Raw genomic sequence first — 20,002 nt, 5'->3', positions numbered from 1 at the left:
ATGCTACGACTCAACAGGACTTTTTATGCGCGCCAGTCAGATATTCGTCCCCACCCTTAAGGAGACACCCGCCGAGGCGGAGCTCATCAGCCACCAGCTATTGCTGCGCGGGGGTTTTATCCGCCGCCTGGCTTCTGGCTTGTACACCTGGATGCCCTTGGGTTTGCGAGTGTTGCGCAAGGTGGAGCGGGTGGTGCGCGAGGAGATGGACCGCAGCGGCGCGCAGGAACTGCTAATGCCGCTGGTGCAGCCCGCCGAGCTGTGGCAGGAGTCGGGGCGCTGGGAGCAGTACGGCCCGGAGCTGCTGCGCTTGCGGGATCGTCATAACCGCGATTTTTGCTTGGGACCCACCCATGAGGAAGTCATTAGCGATCTGGTACGGCGGGAGATTCACTCTTACCGACAACTTCCCGTCAATTTCTACCAGATTCAGACCAAGTTTCGCGATGAAATCCGCCCCCGCTTCGGGCTGATGCGCGGACGTGAGTTCATCATGAAGGATGCCTATTCCTTCCATATGGATCACGCTTCGCTGGAGATCACCTATCAGACCATGTATGAGGCCTATCAGCGGGTGTTCACCCGCCTCGGGCTGAACTTCCGTGCGGTGGAGGCGGATAACGGGGCTATTGGCGGCAAGCGCTCCCATGAGTTTCATGTGCTGGCGGATTCGGGGGAAGATGCCATCGTCTCATGTCACCACTGCGCGTATGCCGCCAACATGGAAAAGGCCCAAAGTCGCCCGGAACCCGCCGGGACGGAGGCACCGCTGCCTGCCGGGCAGGTGCAGACGCCGGGCATCCGCACGGTGGCGGAGCAGGCAGAACATCTGGGCATCAGCGCCGCCAACATCGTCAAGACCGTGTTGGTGGTCGCCGACGGCAAGATAGTCATGTTGTTGTTGCGCGGCGATGACGAGTTGAATCTGATCAAGGCCGGACATGCGCTGGACGCGCAGAACGTGCAACTGGCCAGCCCGGAGGAAGCGATATCGGCCACGGGCGCACCCTTGGGCTTTATCGGCCCCAAGGACCTGCGGCTGCCTATCCCCATTATGGCGGATCACCGCGCCCTTGGCGTGGCCAATTTCAGCACCGGCGCCAATGCGGCGGAACTGCACTGGATCAATCTGAACTGGGACCGGGATTTGCCGCGCCCGGAAGCGGCCGATCTGCGCAATGTCCGCGCCGGGGATGGCTGCCCCCATTGTGCCACGGGCACTTTAAGTATCCGTCGTGGCATCGAAGTGGGGCATGTCTTTCAACTCGGGGAACTCTACAGCAAGAGCATGGGTATTACCGTGCTGGACGAGACCGGCCGCGACACCCCTGTGACTATGGGCTGCTATGGTATCGGTGTGTCGCGGGTGGTGGCAGCGGCGGTGGAGCAGCATTTTGATGATCGCGGCATCACCTGGCCAGTGGCCCTGGCGCCCTTTGAAGTCGGCATCGTCGCCATCAATGCGCGCAAGTCGCCGGAAGTGGCCGCCGCCGCTCAAGCCCTGCATGATCGCCTGGAGGCGCAGGGCTACAGCGTACTACTCGACGACCGCGATGAGCGTCCGGGGGTACAGTTTGCCACCATGGATCTGATCGGTCTGCCTCATCGCATCGTGGTCAGTGACAAAGTGCTGGCACAGGGCGTTTGGGAATACCGGGCGCGACGCGCCACCGAAAACGTGCTGCTGGACGAAACGCAACTCATGAACCACCTGTGCAAGGAGCATCCTCGTGGATAAATCACCCGTAAAGACCCCCATAAAGCATATTTTGGTGGCCGTCGATTTTTCGCCGATGGCCCTGTACACCGCCCGGATGGCGGCGCAAGAGGCCCAATTACACGACGCCCGGCTCACCATGCTCCACATTTTCAACCCGCAAATGCTCAATCTGCAGATGCCGGAAGAAATTCTGCCGCCGACCCTGGATCTGCGCGAAAAGCTGCTCCATCTGGCCCATGCCGAGATGGAAAAACTGCGCCAATCCATAGCCGAAGACGGCATCACACCGCGGGTAGAACTGGAGGAAAGTGGGGAGAATATCGGGAAGGCGGTGATTGCCTTCGGCAAGGCTCATGCAGTGGATATGCTGGTAGTGGGCAGTCATGGCCACGGCGCCATTGGCCGATTGCTGCTGGGTTCCGTCGCCAACAACATTATCCATTACGCCAGTTGTCCGGTGCTGGTGGTCAAGCACCAGGAGGAGTGAAGTAAAACCCTAAGGCCGGAGCGCAGACTTCCCGGTGCCTGCCACCTGCGCGGCCCAACCACTCACCGCTGTGACAAAACGTTCACTTGCCCCGGCCATGGCCACGGCACCGCCCTGCGCACTCGCACGGGGAAGCGTCTCGGTGAAACGAAAACTGTGCTGGGCAGCCACCTGATAATCAGCAGTATTCACCAGCGTCGCGGTCCCGGCGACCAGTGCCTTGCCCGCCTCCGGCCCGCTGAAATTCACCACGAAGTCCGTCAGTCTGACCTGCAACAGCCAGGTCGCTGTGCCTCTGGACTGCCCCGCCAAAACCGCCCGCCACTGGCCGGAGTCTTCCAATTGATGTTGCAAGCGGCTGGCAATCATCTGCGGCGGGGTGCCGATCCAGCGGGCATCCCGGTAGGCCAGCAGGCGCTGTGGCTCCTGATAGAGCAAATGATACTGGTAGGTGTCCGCTTTCAGCCAATGCGCGGCGCTGACCCGAGCCAAACGCAACACGGGCAGCGCCGTCGTTGTGCCCGTATTGCTGGCCGGAAGGGCGAGATGCGGCGGCGTGATATCGTAGGGCACCCGCCATGGGACGCTGGTGGCGCAACCAGCGACAAGCAGAACCAGGCCTGCCAGCATTATGCGCTTCCCTGCTGATGAACATTTAGAAAAAGGGTGTCGCATGCGCTCAGTTTCCTCCTGCGGAAAAGCCCGACTCACCCGGTCCCGGCGGCGGGCCACGATCGCCGTAGAGCAATGATTGCGGGGAACGCTGCAGCGAATGGCTGAGATCCTCTAACGCCGCACTGCTGGTCATCAGGCTTTGGGTGAGGCGATCCACCTGCGGTAAGGTGTCGTAATTGAGGGTATTTGCCGCCCGCTCTCCAGCAACACTGAGTCCACGCAGTGACTTGGCAGCCTCCGCCGTATCCGCCAGCGGCGCTTGCGCCGCCACGGTCAGCGCATCAAGATGGGCAATGAGCAGATGGCTCGCCTCCATGGTGGACCGGGTGGCAGCGACCATGGCAGGCAGTGCTTTAAGGGTCGGCAATAATGCGGTCTCGATTTGCACCAACTGGTCTGTGGCCTGATCCACATGAATAAGCGTCTGCGCAAAACGTGTGCGATTATCGTCAGTTAACAGTGAAGTCAGGCGGACAGCCAACTCGTTGCTGCGATTCACCAGCGATTCGCCATTACGGGACAGCACCTCAAAAAAGCTGGGATGCATGGGAATTTCAGCCGGTCGCCCGGACACCCTCGGCAAAGGCGCGAAATTAGTACCATGATCGGTCAGGGACAAATAACTCAGCCCGGTCACCCCTTGCGGTGCCAGTTCGGCGAAGGTCGCGCGGGTAATGGGTGTCGCCTTATCCACAATGATCTGCACCCTGATCATGCGCGGATTCGCCGGATCCAGACCAATCGCGGTTACGTCTCCCACCCGCACCCCTTTGAAGCGCACCGGTGCCTGAAGGGTGAGACCCGCAACGCTGTAGGGGGAAATCACGTCGAAGACGATGCCCGGCCGCGCACCACGATGCATCCACATGCCGACTACCGCCACTCCGACCCCCAGAACGGCCAAAAAAATGAGTGCTACCAGCGCGTGTGCACGGCTTTCCAAGAAGAGCTCCTTTGCAGTACCTAAAGGCTATTGGAGCACAGGACGGACGCCAAGCCAATCACCCGCTTGCGGGCGCGCCCGTAGGCGGTGGATTGACTTGCCACAAGACCCATGCCTAAATGGCGGAAAACCACTGGAACCCTGATTTTCTCTATGGACTTTGATGCCCTCCGCCGTACCATGATTGACACTCAGATTCGCACTTGGGATGTACTCGACCCCCGTGTGCTGGCCACTGTTGCGCAAGTGAAGCGTGAACTTTTCGTGCCGACCCCATATCGGCATTTGGCTTTTGCTGATTTTAATTTGCCTTTGGGGCATGGCGAGATCATGTGGACGCCGAAGATGGAGGCACGGGTCTTGCAGGAACTGGATCTGCGTGAACAGGATCGGGTGCTGGAGATCGGTACCGGAAGCGGCTACCTGACGGCACTGATGGCACAACTCGCGGGGATGGTACACAGTGTCGAGGATCGCGCCGAACTCTCCCGAACGGCAGAAGGCTGTTTGCGGGTGCAGGGCGTGCATAATGCCCACCTGCATGTTGGTGATGGTTCCCTTGGTTGGGCAGGGAATGCCCCCTATGATGCCATCTGTATCACCGGATCCTTGCCGGTGCTGCCGGATGCCTTCAAAGAGCAACTAACCATCGGTGGGCGGTTGATCGCCATTCTCGGCACCGGCCCCGCCATGCGGGTGCGGCGGATCGTCCACTCCCAGCCAGGCATCTTTGAAAGCTCGGAACTCTTCGAGACAGAAGTTCCGCCCTTGCGTCACAAGCCGCTGCCGACCCGCTTCGTATTCTGAGCAATCATGCATATTCAATCCATGCAGAGCATCGTCATCGCCATTGATCTGCAGGGAGGGGGCTGGCAACCGGTGGTGGCCGCCGCCTGGCGTTAGGAGTGCTGCCTTGAGTTCTGTCCCACTGAATTACCAGATCAGCGCCGAGCCGCAGGCACACCTTTTTCGAGTATCCCTGAGTATTTCCGCACCGGACCCGGAAGGACAAATCCTCGCCCTGCCCGCATGGGTGCCCGGCAGCTATACTATCCGCGACCTCGCCCGCCATGTGACACAAATCCGCGCAGCGCGTAATGGGCAGGATGTCGCCCTGCACAAAACCGGTAAGGACCGCTGGCGTCTCGCGGCGGGGCATGGCCCGGTCGTCATCCATTATACCGTGTACGCTTTCGACCGCTCAGTACGCACGGCATATCTGGATGATCAGGGGGGCTTTTTTAACGGCCCGGCCATTTACTTGCGGGTCCTGGGGCAGGAAGACCAAGCGCATGTAGTCCTCCTGGAGGGTCCGGAAGATTGGCAGGTGGCCACCGCCCTCCCCCGGCAGAGCGGTGCGACCTGGGGCTGGGGCCGCTTTATTGCCTCTGAGTATCGCGCCTTCATTGATCATCCGCTGCTCATGGGCAGGCTCACTCTGCTGGACTTTTCGGCAGGAGGGCGGCCCCATCACCTGCTCATTCAAGGAGGCCATCAGGCAGACCTGCAACGGCTGGGTCCCGACCTGACGCGCATCTGTGACTGGCAGCAGCGTTTCTGGGGCGATGCCGCCTTTGCCGAGTACCACTTTCTGTGCATGACCAGTACTGATGGTTATGGGGGATTGGAGCATCGCGCTTCCAGCGCCCTCCTTTGCGCCCGGGATGACCTGAGTGGCCGCAACGACGACCATTATCAGCGCTTCCTGGGTCTGGTCAGTCACGAGTATTTCCATAGCTGGCTGGTGCAGGCCATTCGTCCCGCGGTGCTCGGCACCAGTACCCTGGACCGGGAGGCGCTCACCCGCGACCTCTGGATATTCGAGGGTATCACCTCCTACTATGATGATCTCTGCCTGCGCCGCGCCGATCTGACCACGCCCGCGCAATACCTGCGCGGCGTCGGGAAGGAGCTGACCCGTCTGCTGCGCCGCCCCGGACGTTTCCTGCAAAGTCTGGGGGAATCCAGTGAAGATGCCTGGATCAAGCTCTATCATCCGCACGTCAACAGCGCCAACTTTGAGATCAGTTATTATAACAAGGGCGCCCTGCTGGCCCTCTGTCTGGACCTCAGTTTGCGCCTGGAGAGTGCCGGCAGCCAGAGTCTCGACACCTTGCTCGTCCGGCTGTGGCAAGATTACGGCCGCACCGGCAAAGCACTGCCGGAAGGCCAATGCATCAATCTGGTCGAGGCGCTCGCCGGGCGGACGCTCGCTGCGCGTTTGGAGGCTTGGATTACCGAGAAGACCGACCTGCCGTTGCGCGCGCTGTTGGCGGAAATGGGCATTGCGCTGCACCTGCGCGCCGCCAACGGCCCGCAGGATGAAGGCGGACAGGCCTGCGAAAAAACCCCGCAGGTCTGGCTGGGTGCGCACTGGCGTCCGCACGCGCTGGGTGCTCAGTTGCGCCATGTGCAGAGTGGCGGCCCGGCAGAGCAGGCAGGGTTGTCTCCGGACGACATTCTCGTCGCCATTGATGGCGTCCGGACTACAGCGGAACAATTACCGGCACAACTGGATGCGGCTCCCGCGGGCGCTGCGCTACGTGTTCAGTTCTTCCGCGATGATATTCTTAGGGAAACTCAACTGACCCCCGCCCCGCCTCCACAGGATACGGTCTGGCTGGAATCGCTAGAGGATGTGGATGATGTCGTCCTTGCGCGTCGCCGTGCCTGGCTAGAGGGAGCAACGGCAACAGCGGAAAATCGTTGCGCTTCCGTTCCATCATGATCTGATTCTGTAGCAACCCATTTCCGTACAGACAATGCCCAGGGGGATATCCCAGGGCTCTCTGGGCACATGGGGCACTTCCTGAAAAGCATGACCTACCCCGATCAGCCGAGGTCGCCGCCAACTGCGACGGTGGGGCAGATGCGCCAGACTGCGATCATAGAAGCCCCCCCCCATCCCCAGACGATAACCTTCGGCGTCAAAAGCCACCAGCGGCAGGATCAGCAAATCCAGTTCACGCACAGAACAGTGCTGGCGGGGAGACACCTGCGGCTCGGGAATGCGAAAGCGATTATGGCGCAGGACTACATTGGAGTGAAGGGGCGCAAAGCGCAGGCTGCGCGCAAAATGCCCGGCGAGCACGGGCAGATAAAAATGCTTATTGGCCGCAATGGGATGCTGCATGATCGGCAAGGGACTGATTTCACCCTGCATGGGCCAGTAGAGGCCGATATGGCGAGCCCGCTGAAAGTGGTTGAGACGCACCAAATGGTCAGACAAGGCCACGGCTGCGGAATATAATGCCTCGGCGGAAAGGTCACGCCGCTGCTGACGCATGCGTCGGCGTAATGGGCTTTTCGCGGGTATATCATCCGGCCCTGAAAACAAAAGAACCCCCCGCCTGGGTCGTGCAGCCCGCTACCCCCAGAACCTGATGTACAGGTGGGAATCCACACACCGCTTCAGGCCACTCCGCAAGGGAGCTGCACACCACGATGATGACTGAGAATTCCCTGGATAGACAATGTTGGTTCAGGAATCATCTCGGCTACTCGCGCCCCGCAGGAGGCTGGAACCAAGCTACTCCGCCCCCTTACCCATGTCAACCAGCCAGCGCAAGCGGGCCTCCACAGCATCGAGTTGATCATCGCGCGCCTGCAATTCCTGGCGCGCACGCTGCAGATCTGCTGCTAGATTAACCGCCACCATCAGCGCCGTGCGCTCCTTACCAATCGTGCGGCCTCCGGCCCGGGTGGCTTCGAGCTGCTGATTCAGTAATGCCACCGCCTCCAGCAGCAGTACCTGCTCTTCAGGTTGGCAGGGCACCTGATAACTTTGCCCCAGCAAAGTGATAGTGACGTGATGGGTGGTGGAACTGCGGGTTGTTTCTGGCACGTTCATCTCCATCAGTATGGTTTTATGCTTCGTTTTCCCACTGGCTCACCTGCGCGAGCAACTCACTCAAGCGCCGGCATATCCCTTCCTGACGTTCCCGCAGCAAGACATTTTCGGCATCGAGCATCTGGATTTGTTTTTGCAGACCCTGCAGCGAACGCTTGTCACGCCCGTCTCCTTCCAGATGACGACGCAATCCGCGATAATCCGTTACAATGCTTTCCAGCTCTGCGAACAGAGATTCAAAACGGGACTCCAACACTGCGCCACCCCATCTCACCAAGGATTTTGCTTCCGAGTGTACGAAGCGCCCCAGTCATTTGCAAACCGAACCAGGTCGTTCCCGATTATGCCTCTTTCTGATCCTGACCAGCATAGCAGCTTCCGCTTCCGACTCGGCGTCGCGACGGTGCTGATGCTATTGGCGATTCTCGCCGTGGCATTACGTATTATGGACCTTGAAATACTACATTTTTCCAAGTTCCGCACACTGGCTTACGATAATCATGTAGCTCTCGTCCCCGTCGCCCCGCCCCGCGGTCTGGTGCTTGCCGATCATGGTGCGGCGCTGGCGGAAAACCAGCCTACCTATGCCCTGGAAATCACCCCCGACCAGGTGCCCCATTTGCAGGAGACGTTGCAGCGTCTGCAGCAGATGCTCGGTCTGAGCGCAGACGATATGCGCCAATTTCAGGATTTGCGCCTGGGAAAACCGGATTTCGATCCAGTGGTCCTCAAGACCAATCTGACACCAGCGCAGATCGCCGCTGTAGCCGTACGCGCGCTGGACCTACCCGGCGTGCGAGTGGTCGCCTTGCTGCATCGCTATTATCCCTATGATGCACTTTTCTCCCACGTCGTCGGCTATGTCGGCCCTGTTACTGCCGCCGATCTGCAGGATTTTCACGCCCGCAATTATGTCGGGCGTAATTATATCGGCAAGAATGGCCTGGAGCGCTATTACGAGCGCCAACTACGCGGCACCATGGGCTATAGGATCAAGGATATCGACGCGCGCGGGCTACAGGTGGGTACGCTGCGTGAGATGCCGACGCACCCCGGAGATAATTTGCTCACCCATCTGCGCCTGCGCGTGCAACAGGCGGGGGCAGCAGCTTTACAAAAAGGCAAGGGGTATCGCGGCGCCATCGTCGCTTTGGACCCTGACAATGGCGCCGTACTGGCCATGGTCACCAGCCCCAGCTTCAACGCCAACTGGTTCGTGGACGGCATCAGCACGGCCCACTGGCAGAGTCTCCTGGATAACCCAGGGCGGCCGCTGATGAACCGTGCGGACAATGGTCTCTATCCACCGGGATCCTGCGCCAAACCCTTCTATTCCATAGAGGCGGTGCAGGAAGGCGTCATCACTCCGGATTTTCATACCTTCTGTGCGGGCAATTATCAGCTCGGCGGCCACACCTATTGGGACTGGAACCGTGCGGGATTCGGCAACACCGGCCTGACCAAGGCGCTAGCCTGGTCGGTAGACGTCTTTTACTACAAGCTCGCAGTGAAAATGGGCATCGCCCTGCAGGACAAGGCCCTGTGGCGATTTGGCTTCGGCAGAAAAACTCCCATCGATCTGCCGGGCGGTGCCAGTGGTCTGGTGCCGACTCCGGCCTGGAAGCGTAAGCATCTGCATGCGCCCTGGTACACGGGAGATTCCGTCATTCTCGGAATCGGTCAGGGTTATTTGCTGGAAACGCCATTGCAGTTGGCCCGCGCGGTCGCCGCCCTCGCCAACGGCGGCTATCTGGTTCAGCCCCAGGTCGCCAAAGCGCTCATCAATCCGAATACCGGCCAGACAACACCCATTCCTCATGCGCCACCTGTTAATCTGCATATTTCGGCGGCGGCCATGCATGCCATCCATAAGGGTATGGAGGCCTGTGTCACCACCGGCACCTGTCATACCATCAGCATTCCCGGCATTACCATTGCCGGGAAAACAGGCACGGCACAAGTACCGGTGGGTTATAAAAATGGCCACACCGTCTATAACAACGACTCTCTTTTTATCGGTTGGGCGCCGGTGCATCACCCCAAAATCGCCGTCGCCGTGGTAGTGGAATATGGCGGGCACAATGCCTGGCAAGCCCTGCCGGTGGCTCGCGCGGTGATCAAAGCCTATTTGCAGCCCGATGAAAAACCACCAGAAAAGGTTGCCGAAAAACCCACAGCGCATTATGATGCGCCCCTTGCTATTGGGGAGAAAGGTCCTGTCAACCCTCGCCCCGCTCATTCCATGACACCATAAGGAGTCCAAAAAATGACAGATTTTGCGATTGCGGCCGAGCCGCGTGAAGAAAATGGCCGCCGGGCCAGCCGCCGCCTGCGCCGTACCGGTATGGTGCCCGCCGTGCTGTACGGAGACGGCAAGCCGGCGCTGGGTCTCAGCATTGAAGCCCGCCTGCTCCGCAAACTGCTGCCCGATGACCGCGCCTATACCAGCGTCATCACCCTGGAATTCCCCAAAGGGAAAGAAACCGCGCTGATCCGCGACATTCAGATGCATCCCTACAAGGAAGAGGTCCTGCATATGGACTTTTTACGTGTTCATGCCGGTGAGCGGGTGCATTTGCACGTACCTATCCACTTCCTAAACGAGACGACCTGTGCTGGTATCAAGGCCGGCGGTGTACTGCACCGCGCCCTGGTGGAAGTGGAAGTGGAAGCCCCGGTGGGCCGCCTGCCAGAGGCCATTGAAATCGACATTGGCAAGCTGCTGGTGGGGGAAAGTCTGCACCTGTCCCAGATCACGGTGCCCGAAGGCATCATCCTCCTGCCCCTGCAGCATGAGGATGACAAGGAAATCGTCTCCATCCACAATCCGCGTACTGGTGCCGAGGCGGAAGAAGCCCCGGAGACCACCGCCTGAGGCCTTATGGACTGGTTGTTGGCGGGCTTGGGTAACCCCGGCGCGGAATATGCCCGGACCCGCCATAATGCCGGTTTTTGGACGCTCCAGACCCTTGCGGATCGGGTCGGGGCGTCTTTGCGTATGGAGAAGCGCTGGCATTGCCTGGCCGCTACGGCACGCGCTTCCGGACTGGAACTGGGGCTGTGTATGCCTCAGGATTTCATGAACCGCAGCGGTGGCCCGGTACAGGCTATGGCCGCCTTTTATAAAGTGCCCGTAGAACGGATTCTGGTGATTCATGATGAGCTGGACCTGCCCCCAGGTACGGCACGGCTGAAACGCGGTGGTGGTCATGGCGGGCACAACGGCTTACGCGATCTCGACCATGCCCTGGGCACCCGCGATTACTGGCGGCTGCGCATCGGTATCGGCCATCCGGGGCACAAAGATGCGGTCATCGGTTATGTGCTTGGCGCTCCGACGGCAGCGGATAACGCCCTGATTGACGAGGCGATTGAACGCAGTCTCGGCGTACTTCCCGATTTTCTCAGCGGCCGCACGGATGCGGCACAAAAAACGCTGCATAGCGATTAGGAGTTTCTTATGGCTTTGGCCTGCGGCATCGTCGGCTTACCCAATGTCGGCAAATCCACCCTTTTCAACGCCATCACCAGGGCGGGTATCGCGGCGGAGAACTATCCCTTCTGCACGATTGAGCCGAACGTCGGTCTGGTGGCGGTGCCGGATCCCCGGCTTGAGACCCTCGCAGAGATCGTCAAACCACAGAAGGTACAGCACGCCACCATGGGGTTCGTGGACATCGCCGGGCTGGTGGCGGGCGCGGCACAGGGTGAGGGTCTGGGCAACCAGTTTCTCGCCCATATCCGTGAGACAGATGCCATTGCCTTGGTCACTCGCTGCTTTGAGGACCCCAACGTGGTCCATGTGAGTGGCCATGTAGACCCGGTGGCGGATCTGGAGGTGGTGCTGACGGAGCTGATTCTGGCTGACCTCAGCACCGTGGAGAAGGCCCAGGCGCGGGTGGCGCGGCAGGCCAAGGGGGGCAACAAGGACGCGGTGGCTGAAGTTGCCGCCATGACCCGCCTCCTGCCCCACCTCAATGAAGGCAAGCCGGCCGCCAGCCTGAATCTGAACAGCGAGGAGCAAGAGCATCTGCGCAGCCTCTGCCTGCTGACCATGAAGCCCCTGATGGTCATCGCGAATGTGGCCGAGGACGAGTTGCAGGATGGTCCCTGGCGGGCGCCGCTGGAGGCTTGGGCCGCTGAACAGCACGCCAGCGTCGTCCCGGTTTGCGCCGCCATTGAGTCAGAACTGGCAGAACTGGAGCCGGAGGAGCAAAGCGCTTTCCTGCAGGACTTGGGGCTGGAGGAGCCCGGCCTCAACCGCATCATCCGTTCGGCGTACCACTTACTGGGTCTGCAGACCTACTTCACTGCCGGCGTCAAAGAGGTCCGCGCCTGGACCATCCCGGTGGGCGCCACGGCGCCACAGGCGGCGGGGGTTATTCACAGTGATTTTGAACGTGGCTTCATCCGCGCCCAGACCATCGCCTATGACGATTTCGTTCGGTACAAGGGCGAACACGGGGCAAAAGAAGGGGGCAAAATGCGCGCCGAGGGCAAGGAATATGTGGTACAGGATGGAGATGTGCTGAATTTTTTGTTTAACGTGTAGCGGAAAGATCGGGAAAGCTGAAAGCCATGGACTTCATCACCCTCGACGCCCTGCGCAACTACCATCCGGCGTGGCGCTTGCTGCGCTCGGACCATGCGCCGCTGGTGGCGAGTTTTCTGCATCGGGTCTTCGTACTGCCCAATGTACGCATCATTTCCGCCGCCGATCTGGCCGGGGCACTGGAAGATGAGCTCTATGCCCTGCGCCAGCGGCTGGGGCCGGAAGCGTTTCCCAAAGACGCACTCGACTATCTGAATGACTGGGCCAATCCGGAAAAATCCTGGCTACGTAAGTTCTATGCGCAAGGCAGTGACGAACCTCAGTTTGACCTGACGCCGGCCACGGAGAAGGCCATCGCCTGGCTGAACAGCCTCACAGCACGACAGTTTGTCGGGACAGAATCGCGCCTACTCACCCTCTTCGACCTGCTCAGACAGATGAGTGAGGGCAGCGAGAGCGACCCCGCTATCCGTATGGCCGAGTTGCAGAAACGGCGGGATGAAATCGACGTGGAAATCGCGCGGGTGCTGGCAGGCGACATTACTCTGCTGGATGACACCGCCCTCAAGGACCGCTTTCAGCAATTTACGCAACTGGCGCGAGAACTGTTGGGCGACTTCCGCGAAGTGGAGCATAACTTCCGCTTGCTGGACCGGCGGGTGCGCGAGCGCATTGCCCTTTGGGAAGGCGCCAAAGGGGCATTGCTGGAGGAGATCATGGGAGAACGCGATGCCATCGCCGATTCCGATCAGGGGCGCAGCTTTCGCGCCTTCTGGGACTTTCTCATGTCCAGCCAGCGGCAGGAAGAACTGACGGCGATGCTCGACCAGGTACTGGGGTTGGGGCCGGTGGCGGCACTCCGACCCGACGCCCGCATGCGGCGGGTACATTACGACTGGCTGGAAGCCGGTGAACACACCCAGCGCACCGTGGCGCAACTCTCCCAGCAACTGCGGCGCTTTCTGGACGATAAGACCTGGCTGGAAAACCGGCGCATCATGGACATTCTGCACGGCATCGAAGCCAAGGCGCTGGCCCTGCGCGATGATCTACCGACGAGCGATGTCATGGAAATGGCGGAGCTGAGCGCCCGCATTGAACTGCCCATGGAAAGACCTTTGCACACCCCCACTCTCAAGCCCCTGATTGCGGCAATCGCCCTGCAAGCCGGGGAAGACGATGTCGATGCCGCAGCGCTCTACCAGCAGGTTTTCGTGGATACGACCCAACTGACAGGCCATATCCATCGCGCCTTGCAGGACCACGCCCAAATTACTCTACGTGAACTGACTGAATCCCAGCCCTTGCGCCAGGGGTTGGCGGAGCTGGTGGTCTACCTGCAACTCGGCAGCGTGACCTTCAAAACGGCGGTGGATGAGGACACACCAGAACAGATTCGCTGGCGCGCCCGCAACCGAAATAACGTTGTCGTCGAGAAAATGGCACAGTTGCCACGCATCATTTTTCTGAGGTGAGTATGGAAGAAGAAACCGCAAGCCTTTCCACACTCGTGATTCCCCTTCTCAAAGGCGTGATCTACCGGGAAGGCAATGAGCGCCTGTGGGGCGACCTGCTGAATCTGCACCCGCAGGCGCGGGATTATATCTCCGTACTTGGTCTGGAACTGGTCCTCGACGAAGCCGAAGGCTATGCCTTTCTGAAAAGCCGTCCGGAATCCGCTGATCCGGGCGTGACACCCCTGCCCCGCCTGATTGCCCGCCGATCTTTGTCTTTTCCGGTGAGCCTGCTACTCGCCCTGCTGCGCAAAAAGCTGGCGGAATTCGATGCCGGCGGCGACGACACTCGTCTGGTGCTGAGTCGCGAGGAAATCGTCGAACTGCTGCGGGTTTTCCTGCCCGACAGCAGCAATGAGACCCGTATCGTCGATCAGATCGAGAATCACATCAACAAAATTGTCGAGCTGGGTTTTCTGCGCCGCTTGAAGACCAGCAGCGGCCCGGCCAGCTTTGAAGTGCGGCGTATCCTCAAGGCCTTTGTCGACGCGCAATGGCTGGCGGATTTTGACCAGAGACTGGCAGACTATCAGGCACAATGCAGCGGCGTGGAAGGCCGCGCAGAGGACACTGCCAATGATTGAAGCGCAAGCGCTGGAACTGGATTTTCTCGGCGACGACACCCTCTCGGGTTTTCGCCTGCAACGGCTGGAAGTCTTCAACTGGGGTACCTTCGACCAGCGCGTCTGGACCCTCACTCTGGACGGCCAGAACGGGCTGCTGACCGGCGACATTGGCTCCGGCAAGTCTACCCTGGTAGATGCCGTCACCACCCTGCTGGTCCCAGCCCAGCGCATCGCCTACAACAAGGCCGCCGGTGCCGACAGCAAGGAGCGCAGCCTGCGCTCTTACGTACTCGGGCATTACAAATCGGAGCGCAATGAGGTGACGGGCGCGGCCAAACCCGTGGCTCTGCGCGGTCAGAACAGCTACTCGGTGATTCTCGGCGTCTTCCATAATGCGGGTTATGAATCCACGGTGACCCTGGCGCAAATCTTCTGGATGAAGGATGCCCAGGGCCAGCCCGCCCGCTTCTTTGCCATGGCCGAAAGCGATCTCTCCATCACCCGTGATTTTTCCGGATTCGGCACCGACATTGGCCAGTTGCGCAAGCGCCTGCGCGACGGAGGCATCGACATCGAAGACAGTTTTCCCAAATACAGCGCATGGTTCCGCCGTCGCTTCGGCATTGAAAACGACCAAGCCCTGGAACTCTTCCACCAGACCGTCTCCATGAAATCCGTGGGCAATCTCACCGACTTCGTGCGCAGTCACATGCTGGAACCCTTCGACGTCGCCCCGCGCATCGGCGCCCTCATCACCCATTTCGACAACCTCAGCCGCGCCCATGCCGCCGTGCTCAAGGCCAAGCGTCAGGTGCAACTGCTGACACCGCTGGTGGCCGACTGCGCGCAATACCGGAGCCTGGAAAACACGGTCGATGATCTGCGTCAGTGCCGCGAAAGCCTGCGTGCCCACTTCGCCGGACTGAAACTGGCCCTGCTGGACAAACGCCTCACCGGTATCAACGAAGAGTGGACCCGTCTGGATGCGCAGGTGCAACGGCTGGATCAGCGCCGCAGCGAACAACGCCTGGCCGTCGATGCCATCCATCAGGCTATCGCCCAGAACGGCGGCAACCGCTTGGAGCAGTTGCGCATGGAGATTCAGCGCGCCGGGCAGGAACGTGACCGCCGTCGGCACAAGGCGGACCGTTACGTTGAGCTTGTCGAGAAAATGTCCGCGACTCCCGCCGCAAATGCGGCGGCTTTTCAGGAACAGCGCGGTCAACTGGGCGAGCTCAGCGAGCGCCTGCGCGAGCAGGCGACGGGTCTGGAGAATCAGGAGCGGGAAGAGGATTTCACCGTTCGCAAAGGACGCGAGGAGTATGAACTCCGAAGCGTGGAAATCACCAGTCTGAAGCAACGCCGCAGTAACATCGACACCCGGCAAATCCAGATTCGCAGTACTCTCTGTGCAGCGCTGGGCGTGGACGAAGAAGAAATGCCCTTTGCCGGTGAACTCCTTCAGGTGCGGCCAGAGGATAGTGCCTGGGAAGGTGCGGCAGAGCGTTTGCTGCACAACTTCGGGCTGTCCCTGCTGGTGCCCGATGCCCACTACGCCGCTGTAGCGGCCTGGGTAGACAGCAATCAATTGCGCGGGCGCCTGGTCTATTTCCATGTGCGACCACGCAAGCTGGGCGAAATGCCCGAACTGCACCCGGATTCCCTGCTTCGCAAACTCTCTGTCAAACCTGATTCCCCCTTCTACGACTGGCTGGAGCGGGAAATGGTCCATCGTTTCGACGTGGCCTGTTGCCGCACCCCGGAGCAGTTCCGCCGCGAGACTCGCGCCATCACCCGCGTCGGCCAGATCAAAGACCCCGGCGGACGCCATGAAAAGGATGACCGTCACCGCATCGATGATCGCAGCCGCTATGTGCTGGGCTGGAGCAACGCCGCTAAAATTGCCGCGCTGGAAGCTAGCCAGCGCCAGCTCGCAACCTTTCTCAGTGAAGTCGGCAACCGCCTGAGCGCCATCCAGTCAGCCCGCAAGGGGCTGGGGGAGCGGCTACAGACCCTCGCCCGCCTAGAGGAATTCAACGACTATGAAGAACTGGACTGGGCAACCATCACCACCGAAATCGCCCGCCTGGAGGACGAACGGCAGGCGCTGGAATCAGCGTCAGACATCCTTAAGTCTCTGAATGTACAGTTACAGGACGCCTCCCAGAGCCTCAGCAGTACCGAGACCCAACTGGAAGCGGTCAAAGACAAACGTTCCAAGCTGGAACAGCGCCGGAGCGATACTGAAAAACTGCAGGAGGAAACCCAGCAACAACTGGCGGGAAACACCGCTGACCCGATTCTGTCACAAAAGCTGGAGGCACTGCGTAGTCAACCGGCCGGTGAGTACCAACTCACCATTGAATCCTGCGAGAGCCGCGAGCAGGAACTGCGCCAATGGCTGCAGAGCAAGATGGATAGCGAAAACAAAAAAATCGCTGGGCTGGCCGAGAAAATCATCAAGGCCATGTCTGCCTTCAAGGACACCTACAAACTGGAAACCGAGGATTTCGATGCCAGTCTGGCTGCTGGTTTTGAATATCAGAATCTGCTCGATACCCTGAACAGTGACGACCTGCCGCGCTTTGAGTCTCGCTTCAAAGAACTGCTCAACGTCAACACCATCAACGAGATCGCCAACTTTAACGCGCAACTTGCCCGCGAGCGCGAAACCATCAGGGAACGCATCACCCGGATCAACGAATCCCTGGCGCAGATCGACTATAACCCCGGTCGTTATATCGTACTGGAATCCCAACCCAGCCCCGACGCCGAAACCCGCGACTTTCAGACCGAACTGCGCAGCTGCACCGAAGGAACGCTGACCGGCTCCGAAGATGCCCAGTATTCCGAAAGCAAGTTTTTGCAGGTCAAAAGCATCATTGACCGCTTCCGGGGCCGCGAAGGCTTGTCCGATCAGGATCGCCGCTGGACCGCCAAAGTCACTGACGTGCGCAACTGGTTCCTTTTCGCCGCCAGCGAGCGCTGGCGCGCGGATGACAGCGAACACGAGCACTACACCGACTCCGGCGGCAAGTCCGGCGGGCAGAAGGAGAAACTGGCCTATACCATTCTCGCTGCCAGTCTCGCCTATCAGTTCGGTCTGGAATGGGGCGCGGTGCGCTCCCGCTCCTTCCGCTTCGTGGTCATTGACGAGGCCTTCGGTCGTGGCTCCGACGAGTCGGCACAGTACGGGTTGCGTCTCTTCCAGCAACTCAACCTGCAACTGCTTATTGTCACACCGCTACAGAAAATCCACATCATCGAGCCCTTCGTCGCCCACGTCGGCTTCGTGCACAACGAAGGTGGCAAGGACTCCAAATTGCGTAACCTGTCTATCGCGGAATACCGTGCGCACAAGGCAGACTTCGCCCCGTGAACTGGACCTCTGCGGCGGATGTCCGCAAGCAGCTCCAGCGGCTCTGGGAGCGCGGGGAGTTGCTGCGGGCACTGACCGCCGATGCTGCGCTTTTCCCCTTGCGGCTGACCCTGAAAAACCCGAATTCAGCAGAGCTGCCCGAACAATTCGCCGCCGTCCGTGACTGGATCTGCACCCTGACTGCCACCCCGAAGATTCGCATCGAATGGCGCGAGACACGGCACCGGGTACTCGGCGTACAACGGCTGCCCGCCGCCCTCTGGGTCGATACCGCAGACGATGCCCTCGCCCTGATCAGCAAGCAGCCCGATGCCCGGCGTTTTCTGGCAATATGGACATCAACGGCAGCCCGGCACCCTGCACTGCTGGATTGGCTGCACCGAAAACCGCTGCAGGCGCTGGACTACGCTGCCGTCTGGCCGCAACTGCTGGCGGTGCTGGACTGGGTGGCGGACCATCCCCGCCCCGGTATCTACCTGCGTCAGGTGGATATTCCCGGCATCCACAGCAAGTTTGTCGAAGCGCACCGCACCGTGCTGTCCGAACTCTGCGATGCTCTCCTGCCCGCAGAGGCCATCGCCCCAGAGTATCGAGGTGTCAGCCAGTTTGCTGCTCGCTACGGCTTCCTCGACAAAACGCTGCGCATCCGCTTTCGGCTGCTGGATGCCAGGATAACACTGCTCCCCGGTACATGCTGTCCCGACATCACCCTGGATGCCGCCAGCTTTTCCACCCTGGATTTACCGGTCCGCAGAGTCTTCATCACCGAAAATGAGACCAACTTCCTCGCCTTCCCCCGTATCTCCAACGCCATCGTCATTTTTGGCGCGGGTTACGGCTGGGACGCACTGTCCCAGGCCCATTGGCTTGGGCACTGTACTCTCCATTATTGGGGAGACATCGACACCCACGGCTTCGCCATCCTCGACCAATTGCGCAAGTACTTTCCGCAGGTGCAGACCTTGCTCATGGATGAAGCAACCCTGATGGCGCATCGGGATTTCTGGGGTGAGGAAGACAAGCCCACCATACAGGATTTGCCTCGCCTGACCGAAAGCGAGCGCGTCCTCTACGACATCCTCCGCGACAATCGCCTCCGCCCCGGATTACGGCTGGAACAGGAGCGGATCAGATTTGGCCGTCTACAGGATGCCATCGCCGCATTTCTTTAACGAGGCACGTTAATCAACCATCGTTCAAAATAGATTGCATGATGCATGTTTTAACGTACACTTCTGTGCATGGAACAAGTCTGCAAAAAAATTCGCCAACTCCGCGAGGATAAGGGTTGGTCCGTGCGCGGGCTGGCGGCACGTGCCGAAATTTCACCCAGCGCCCTCTCGCAGATCGAGACCGGGCAGAACTCCCCCTCCATCGCCACGCTGGAGAAAATCTGCGTAGCGCTGCAGATTCCTATCGTCGCGATTTTTGATGACGGAGAAACGGCAGGTTTACCATTGATCATGCGCGTCGGTGACCGCCGCAAGGTTTACAGCGCCGGTTCCCATGCTTCACTGGAACCGTTGACCCGCGGCCTGCCGCAAAAAAAGATGCAACCCTTGCTGATGGTGCTCGAACCCGGTGGAGAGTGTGGTGAACACCCCTACGCCAGCGCCGACGGCGAAGAGTTCGCCATTGTCACCCGCGGGACGGCCACCTTTGAGCAAAGCGGCATATCGACAGCGCTGAAAGAAGGCGACGCCATCTACTATGATCCGCGCCTACCCCACAACTGGCACAACCACGGTGACGGCGCGACTACTCTGCTGGTGGTGGTGGCCCAGTGATCTCCTGCCTGCCCCTGGATCTGGCCACCGGGGCATTACTGCTCTGGCTGGGCCTGGGGTTATCGGGTTTTCTGCTGGGCGGCTGGCCGACCCTCGCCTGCCGCCTGGTCTTCCCCCTCAGCAGCATGGTCGCCCTGCTCCTGACCACCGCCGGATTCACCGCGCTGACGGCCACCCCGGACCATCTGCAACTGCGCGGCCCCCTCCCCGCGCTGCCCTGGTCTTTCCAGATCGATCCCCTCTCGGGATTTTTCCTGATCCTGCTGGGACTGCTGGCCTGCGCGGTAGCACTGTTTGCCACCGGCTATTTCCGCTCCCTGCCCGGGCCGGCACTGCGCCGCTTGATGCTCCAATACCACGTTTTTCTGCTGGGGATGGGGCTGGTTCTGCTGGCGGCCAACGCCTTCACCTTTCTGGTCGCTTGGGAAAGCATGGCGCTGGCCTCGTATTTTCTGGTAGTGACGGAACATGAAAAAGCCGATAGCCAACGCGCCGGGTTCCTCTATCTGCTCATCGCCCACCTGGGCGC

General features: G+C 60.1%; 18 protein-coding genes, 1 other RNA gene and 1 pseudogene. 14 read left to right on the top strand and 6 right to left on the bottom strand.

What is annotated here, in order from left to right:
• Positions 1–25 precede the first annotated feature (25 nt).
• Entirely contained in the window at positions 26–1,738 is a 1,713-nt protein-coding gene (locus M7F93_RS01450; RefSeq protein WP_298167931.1) for a proline--tRNA ligase, read from the top strand.
• Positions 1,731–2,207 (top strand): universal stress protein, encoded by a 477-nt coding sequence (locus tag M7F93_RS01445; RefSeq protein WP_298167928.1) that lies wholly within the window; start codon positions 1,731–1,733, stop codon positions 2,205–2,207. Before M7F93_RS01450 ends, M7F93_RS01445 begins: the two co-directional genes overlap by 8 nt.
• Before the next feature lie 9 nt (positions 2,208–2,216).
• On the opposite strand, the gene M7F93_RS01440 is transcribed toward M7F93_RS01445, so the two are convergent.
• Positions 2,217–2,837, bottom strand: coding sequence for an ABC-type transport auxiliary lipoprotein family protein (locus tag M7F93_RS01440; protein WP_298167924.1), 621 nt, complete (start codon positions 2,835–2,837; stop codon positions 2,217–2,219).
• Between the two features lie 49 nt (positions 2,838–2,886).
• Complete coding sequence (locus tag M7F93_RS01435) at positions 2,887–3,825, bottom strand: MlaD family protein (protein WP_298167921.1); 939 nt, start codon at positions 3,823–3,825, stop codon at positions 2,887–2,889.
• 111 nt (positions 3,826–3,936) lie between these two features.
• Between M7F93_RS01435 and M7F93_RS01430 the strand changes: the two genes are divergently transcribed.
• The gene (locus tag M7F93_RS01430; protein WP_298167917.1) at positions 3,937–4,632 is read left to right on the top strand and encodes a protein-L-isoaspartate O-methyltransferase family protein; all 696 of its coding nucleotides are present in this window, start codon (positions 3,937–3,939) and stop codon (positions 4,630–4,632) included.
• A gap of 106 nt (positions 4,633–4,738) precedes the next feature.
• Positions 4,739–6,553: a M61 family metallopeptidase gene (locus M7F93_RS01425; protein WP_298167914.1), complete on the top strand. Its 1,815-nt coding sequence runs from the start codon at positions 4,739–4,741 to the stop codon at positions 6,551–6,553.
• On the opposite strand, the gene M7F93_RS01420 is transcribed toward M7F93_RS01425, so the two are convergent.
• From M7F93_RS01420 to M7F93_RS01405, 4 genes are all read right to left on the bottom strand, one after another.
• Positions 6,548–7,111 carry a 5-formyltetrahydrofolate cyclo-ligase gene (locus M7F93_RS01420; protein WP_298168064.1) on the bottom strand — a complete coding sequence of 188 codons (564 nt, stop codon included), beginning with the start codon at positions 7,109–7,111 and terminating at the stop codon, positions 6,548–6,550. The two genes, M7F93_RS01425 and M7F93_RS01420, sit on opposite strands and share 6 nt — an antisense overlap.
• 53 nt (positions 7,112–7,164) lie before the next feature.
• Positions 7,165–7,345, bottom strand: a non-coding RNA gene (ssrS, locus tag M7F93_RS01415) — 6S RNA.
• Between the two features lie 9 nt (positions 7,346–7,354).
• The gene (locus M7F93_RS01410; RefSeq protein WP_298168061.1) at positions 7,355–7,675 is read right to left on the bottom strand and encodes a cell division protein ZapA; all 321 of its coding nucleotides are present in this window, start codon (positions 7,673–7,675) and stop codon (positions 7,355–7,357) included.
• 16 nt (positions 7,676–7,691) lie between these two features.
• Positions 7,692–7,931 carry a hypothetical protein gene (locus M7F93_RS01405; RefSeq protein ID WP_298167911.1) on the bottom strand — a complete coding sequence of 80 codons (240 nt, stop codon included), beginning with the start codon at positions 7,929–7,931 and terminating at the stop codon, positions 7,692–7,694.
• 87 nt (positions 7,932–8,018) lie between these two features.
• Between M7F93_RS01405 and mrdA the strand changes: the two genes are divergently transcribed.
• The 10 genes and pseudogenes from mrdA to M7F93_RS01355 form a co-directional block, all read left to right on the top strand.
• Positions 8,019–9,929: a penicillin-binding protein 2 gene (gene mrdA / locus M7F93_RS01400; RefSeq protein WP_298167908.1), complete on the top strand. Its 1,911-nt coding sequence runs from the start codon at positions 8,019–8,021 to the stop codon at positions 9,927–9,929.
• Positions 9,930–9,941: 12 nt separating this feature from the next.
• Positions 9,942–10,550, top strand: coding sequence for a 50S ribosomal protein L25/general stress protein Ctc (locus M7F93_RS01395; RefSeq protein WP_298167905.1), 609 nt, complete (start codon positions 9,942–9,944; stop codon positions 10,548–10,550).
• A 6-nt stretch (positions 10,551–10,556) separates the two neighbouring features.
• A complete protein-coding gene (gene pth, locus M7F93_RS01390; RefSeq protein WP_298167902.1) occupies positions 10,557–11,126 on the top strand; it encodes an aminoacyl-tRNA hydrolase in 570 nt (189 codons plus the stop codon).
• Between the two features lie 9 nt (positions 11,127–11,135).
• Entirely contained in the window at positions 11,136–12,227 is a 1,092-nt protein-coding gene (gene ychF / locus M7F93_RS01385) for a redox-regulated ATPase YchF (protein ID WP_298167900.1), read from the top strand.
• Positions 12,228–12,253: 26 nt separating this feature from the next.
• Positions 12,254–13,702: a DUF3375 domain-containing protein gene (locus M7F93_RS01380; RefSeq protein WP_298167897.1), complete on the top strand. Its 1,449-nt coding sequence runs from the start codon at positions 12,254–12,256 to the stop codon at positions 13,700–13,702.
• Between the two features lie 2 nt (positions 13,703–13,704).
• Entirely contained in the window at positions 13,705–14,325 is a 621-nt protein-coding gene (locus M7F93_RS01375; RefSeq protein WP_298167895.1) for a DUF4194 domain-containing protein, read from the top strand.
• Complete coding sequence (locus tag M7F93_RS01370) at positions 14,318–17,686, top strand: ATP-binding protein (RefSeq protein WP_298167892.1); 3,369 nt, start codon at positions 14,318–14,320, stop codon at positions 17,684–17,686. The genes M7F93_RS01375 and M7F93_RS01370 overlap by 8 nt, the downstream gene beginning before the upstream one ends.
• Positions 17,683–18,858, top strand: a complete 1,176-nt coding sequence (locus tag M7F93_RS01365) for a DUF3322 domain-containing protein (RefSeq protein ID WP_298167890.1) — start codon at positions 17,683–17,685, stop codon at positions 18,856–18,858. The genes M7F93_RS01370 and M7F93_RS01365 overlap by 4 nt, the downstream gene beginning before the upstream one ends.
• 69 nt (positions 18,859–18,927) lie before the next feature.
• Positions 18,928–19,473, top strand: a complete 546-nt coding sequence (locus M7F93_RS01360; RefSeq protein ID WP_298167887.1) for a helix-turn-helix domain-containing protein — start codon at positions 18,928–18,930, stop codon at positions 19,471–19,473.
• A pseudogene (locus M7F93_RS01355) lies at positions 19,470–20,002 on the top strand (hydrogenase 4 subunit B); the annotation flags it as partial. The gene M7F93_RS01360 and the pseudogene M7F93_RS01355, both read left to right, overlap by 4 nt.

This window comes from Acidithiobacillus sp., from assembly GCF_027322205.1.
GTDB lineage: Bacteria > Pseudomonadota > Gammaproteobacteria > Acidithiobacillales > Acidithiobacillaceae > Acidithiobacillus.
Note: the sequence above shows the minus strand (reverse complement) of the source record. Positions and strands in the feature narration are given on the sequence as shown.

What these genes read in the sequence shown, in the direction of transcription:
- M7F93_RS01440 (WP_298167924.1), bottom strand. Translation starts at nt 2,837, where the DNA reads ATGCTGGCAGGCCTGGTTCTGCTTGTCGCTGGTTGCGCCACCAGCGTC.
- M7F93_RS01450 (WP_298167931.1), top strand. Translation starts at nt 26, where the DNA reads ATGCGCGCCAGTCAGATATTCGTCCCCACCCTTAAGGAGACACCCGCC.
- M7F93_RS01420 (WP_298168064.1), bottom strand. Translation starts at nt 7,111, where the DNA reads ATGCGTCAGCAGCGGCGTGACCTTTCCGCCGAGGCATTATATTCCGCA.
- M7F93_RS01395 (WP_298167905.1), top strand. Translation starts at nt 9,942, where the DNA reads ATGACAGATTTTGCGATTGCGGCCGAGCCGCGTGAAGAAAATGGCCGC.
- mrdA (WP_298167908.1), top strand. Translation starts at nt 8,019, where the DNA reads ATGCCTCTTTCTGATCCTGACCAGCATAGCAGCTTCCGCTTCCGACTC.
- M7F93_RS01375 (WP_298167895.1), top strand. Translation starts at nt 13,705, where the DNA reads ATGGAAGAAGAAACCGCAAGCCTTTCCACACTCGTGATTCCCCTTCTC.
- M7F93_RS01380 (WP_298167897.1), top strand. Translation starts at nt 12,254, where the DNA reads ATGGACTTCATCACCCTCGACGCCCTGCGCAACTACCATCCGGCGTGG.
- pth (WP_298167902.1), top strand. Translation starts at nt 10,557, where the DNA reads ATGGACTGGTTGTTGGCGGGCTTGGGTAACCCCGGCGCGGAATATGCC.
- M7F93_RS01360 (WP_298167887.1), top strand. Translation starts at nt 18,928, where the DNA reads ATGGAACAAGTCTGCAAAAAAATTCGCCAACTCCGCGAGGATAAGGGT.
- M7F93_RS01370 (WP_298167892.1), top strand. Translation starts at nt 14,318, where the DNA reads ATGATTGAAGCGCAAGCGCTGGAACTGGATTTTCTCGGCGACGACACC.
- ychF (WP_298167900.1), top strand. Translation starts at nt 11,136, where the DNA reads ATGGCTTTGGCCTGCGGCATCGTCGGCTTACCCAATGTCGGCAAATCC.
- M7F93_RS01430 (WP_298167917.1), top strand. Translation starts at nt 3,937, where the DNA reads ATGCCTAAATGGCGGAAAACCACTGGAACCCTGATTTTCTCTATGGAC.
- M7F93_RS01410 (WP_298168061.1), bottom strand. Translation starts at nt 7,675, where the DNA reads ATGAACGTGCCAGAAACAACCCGCAGTTCCACCACCCATCACGTCACT.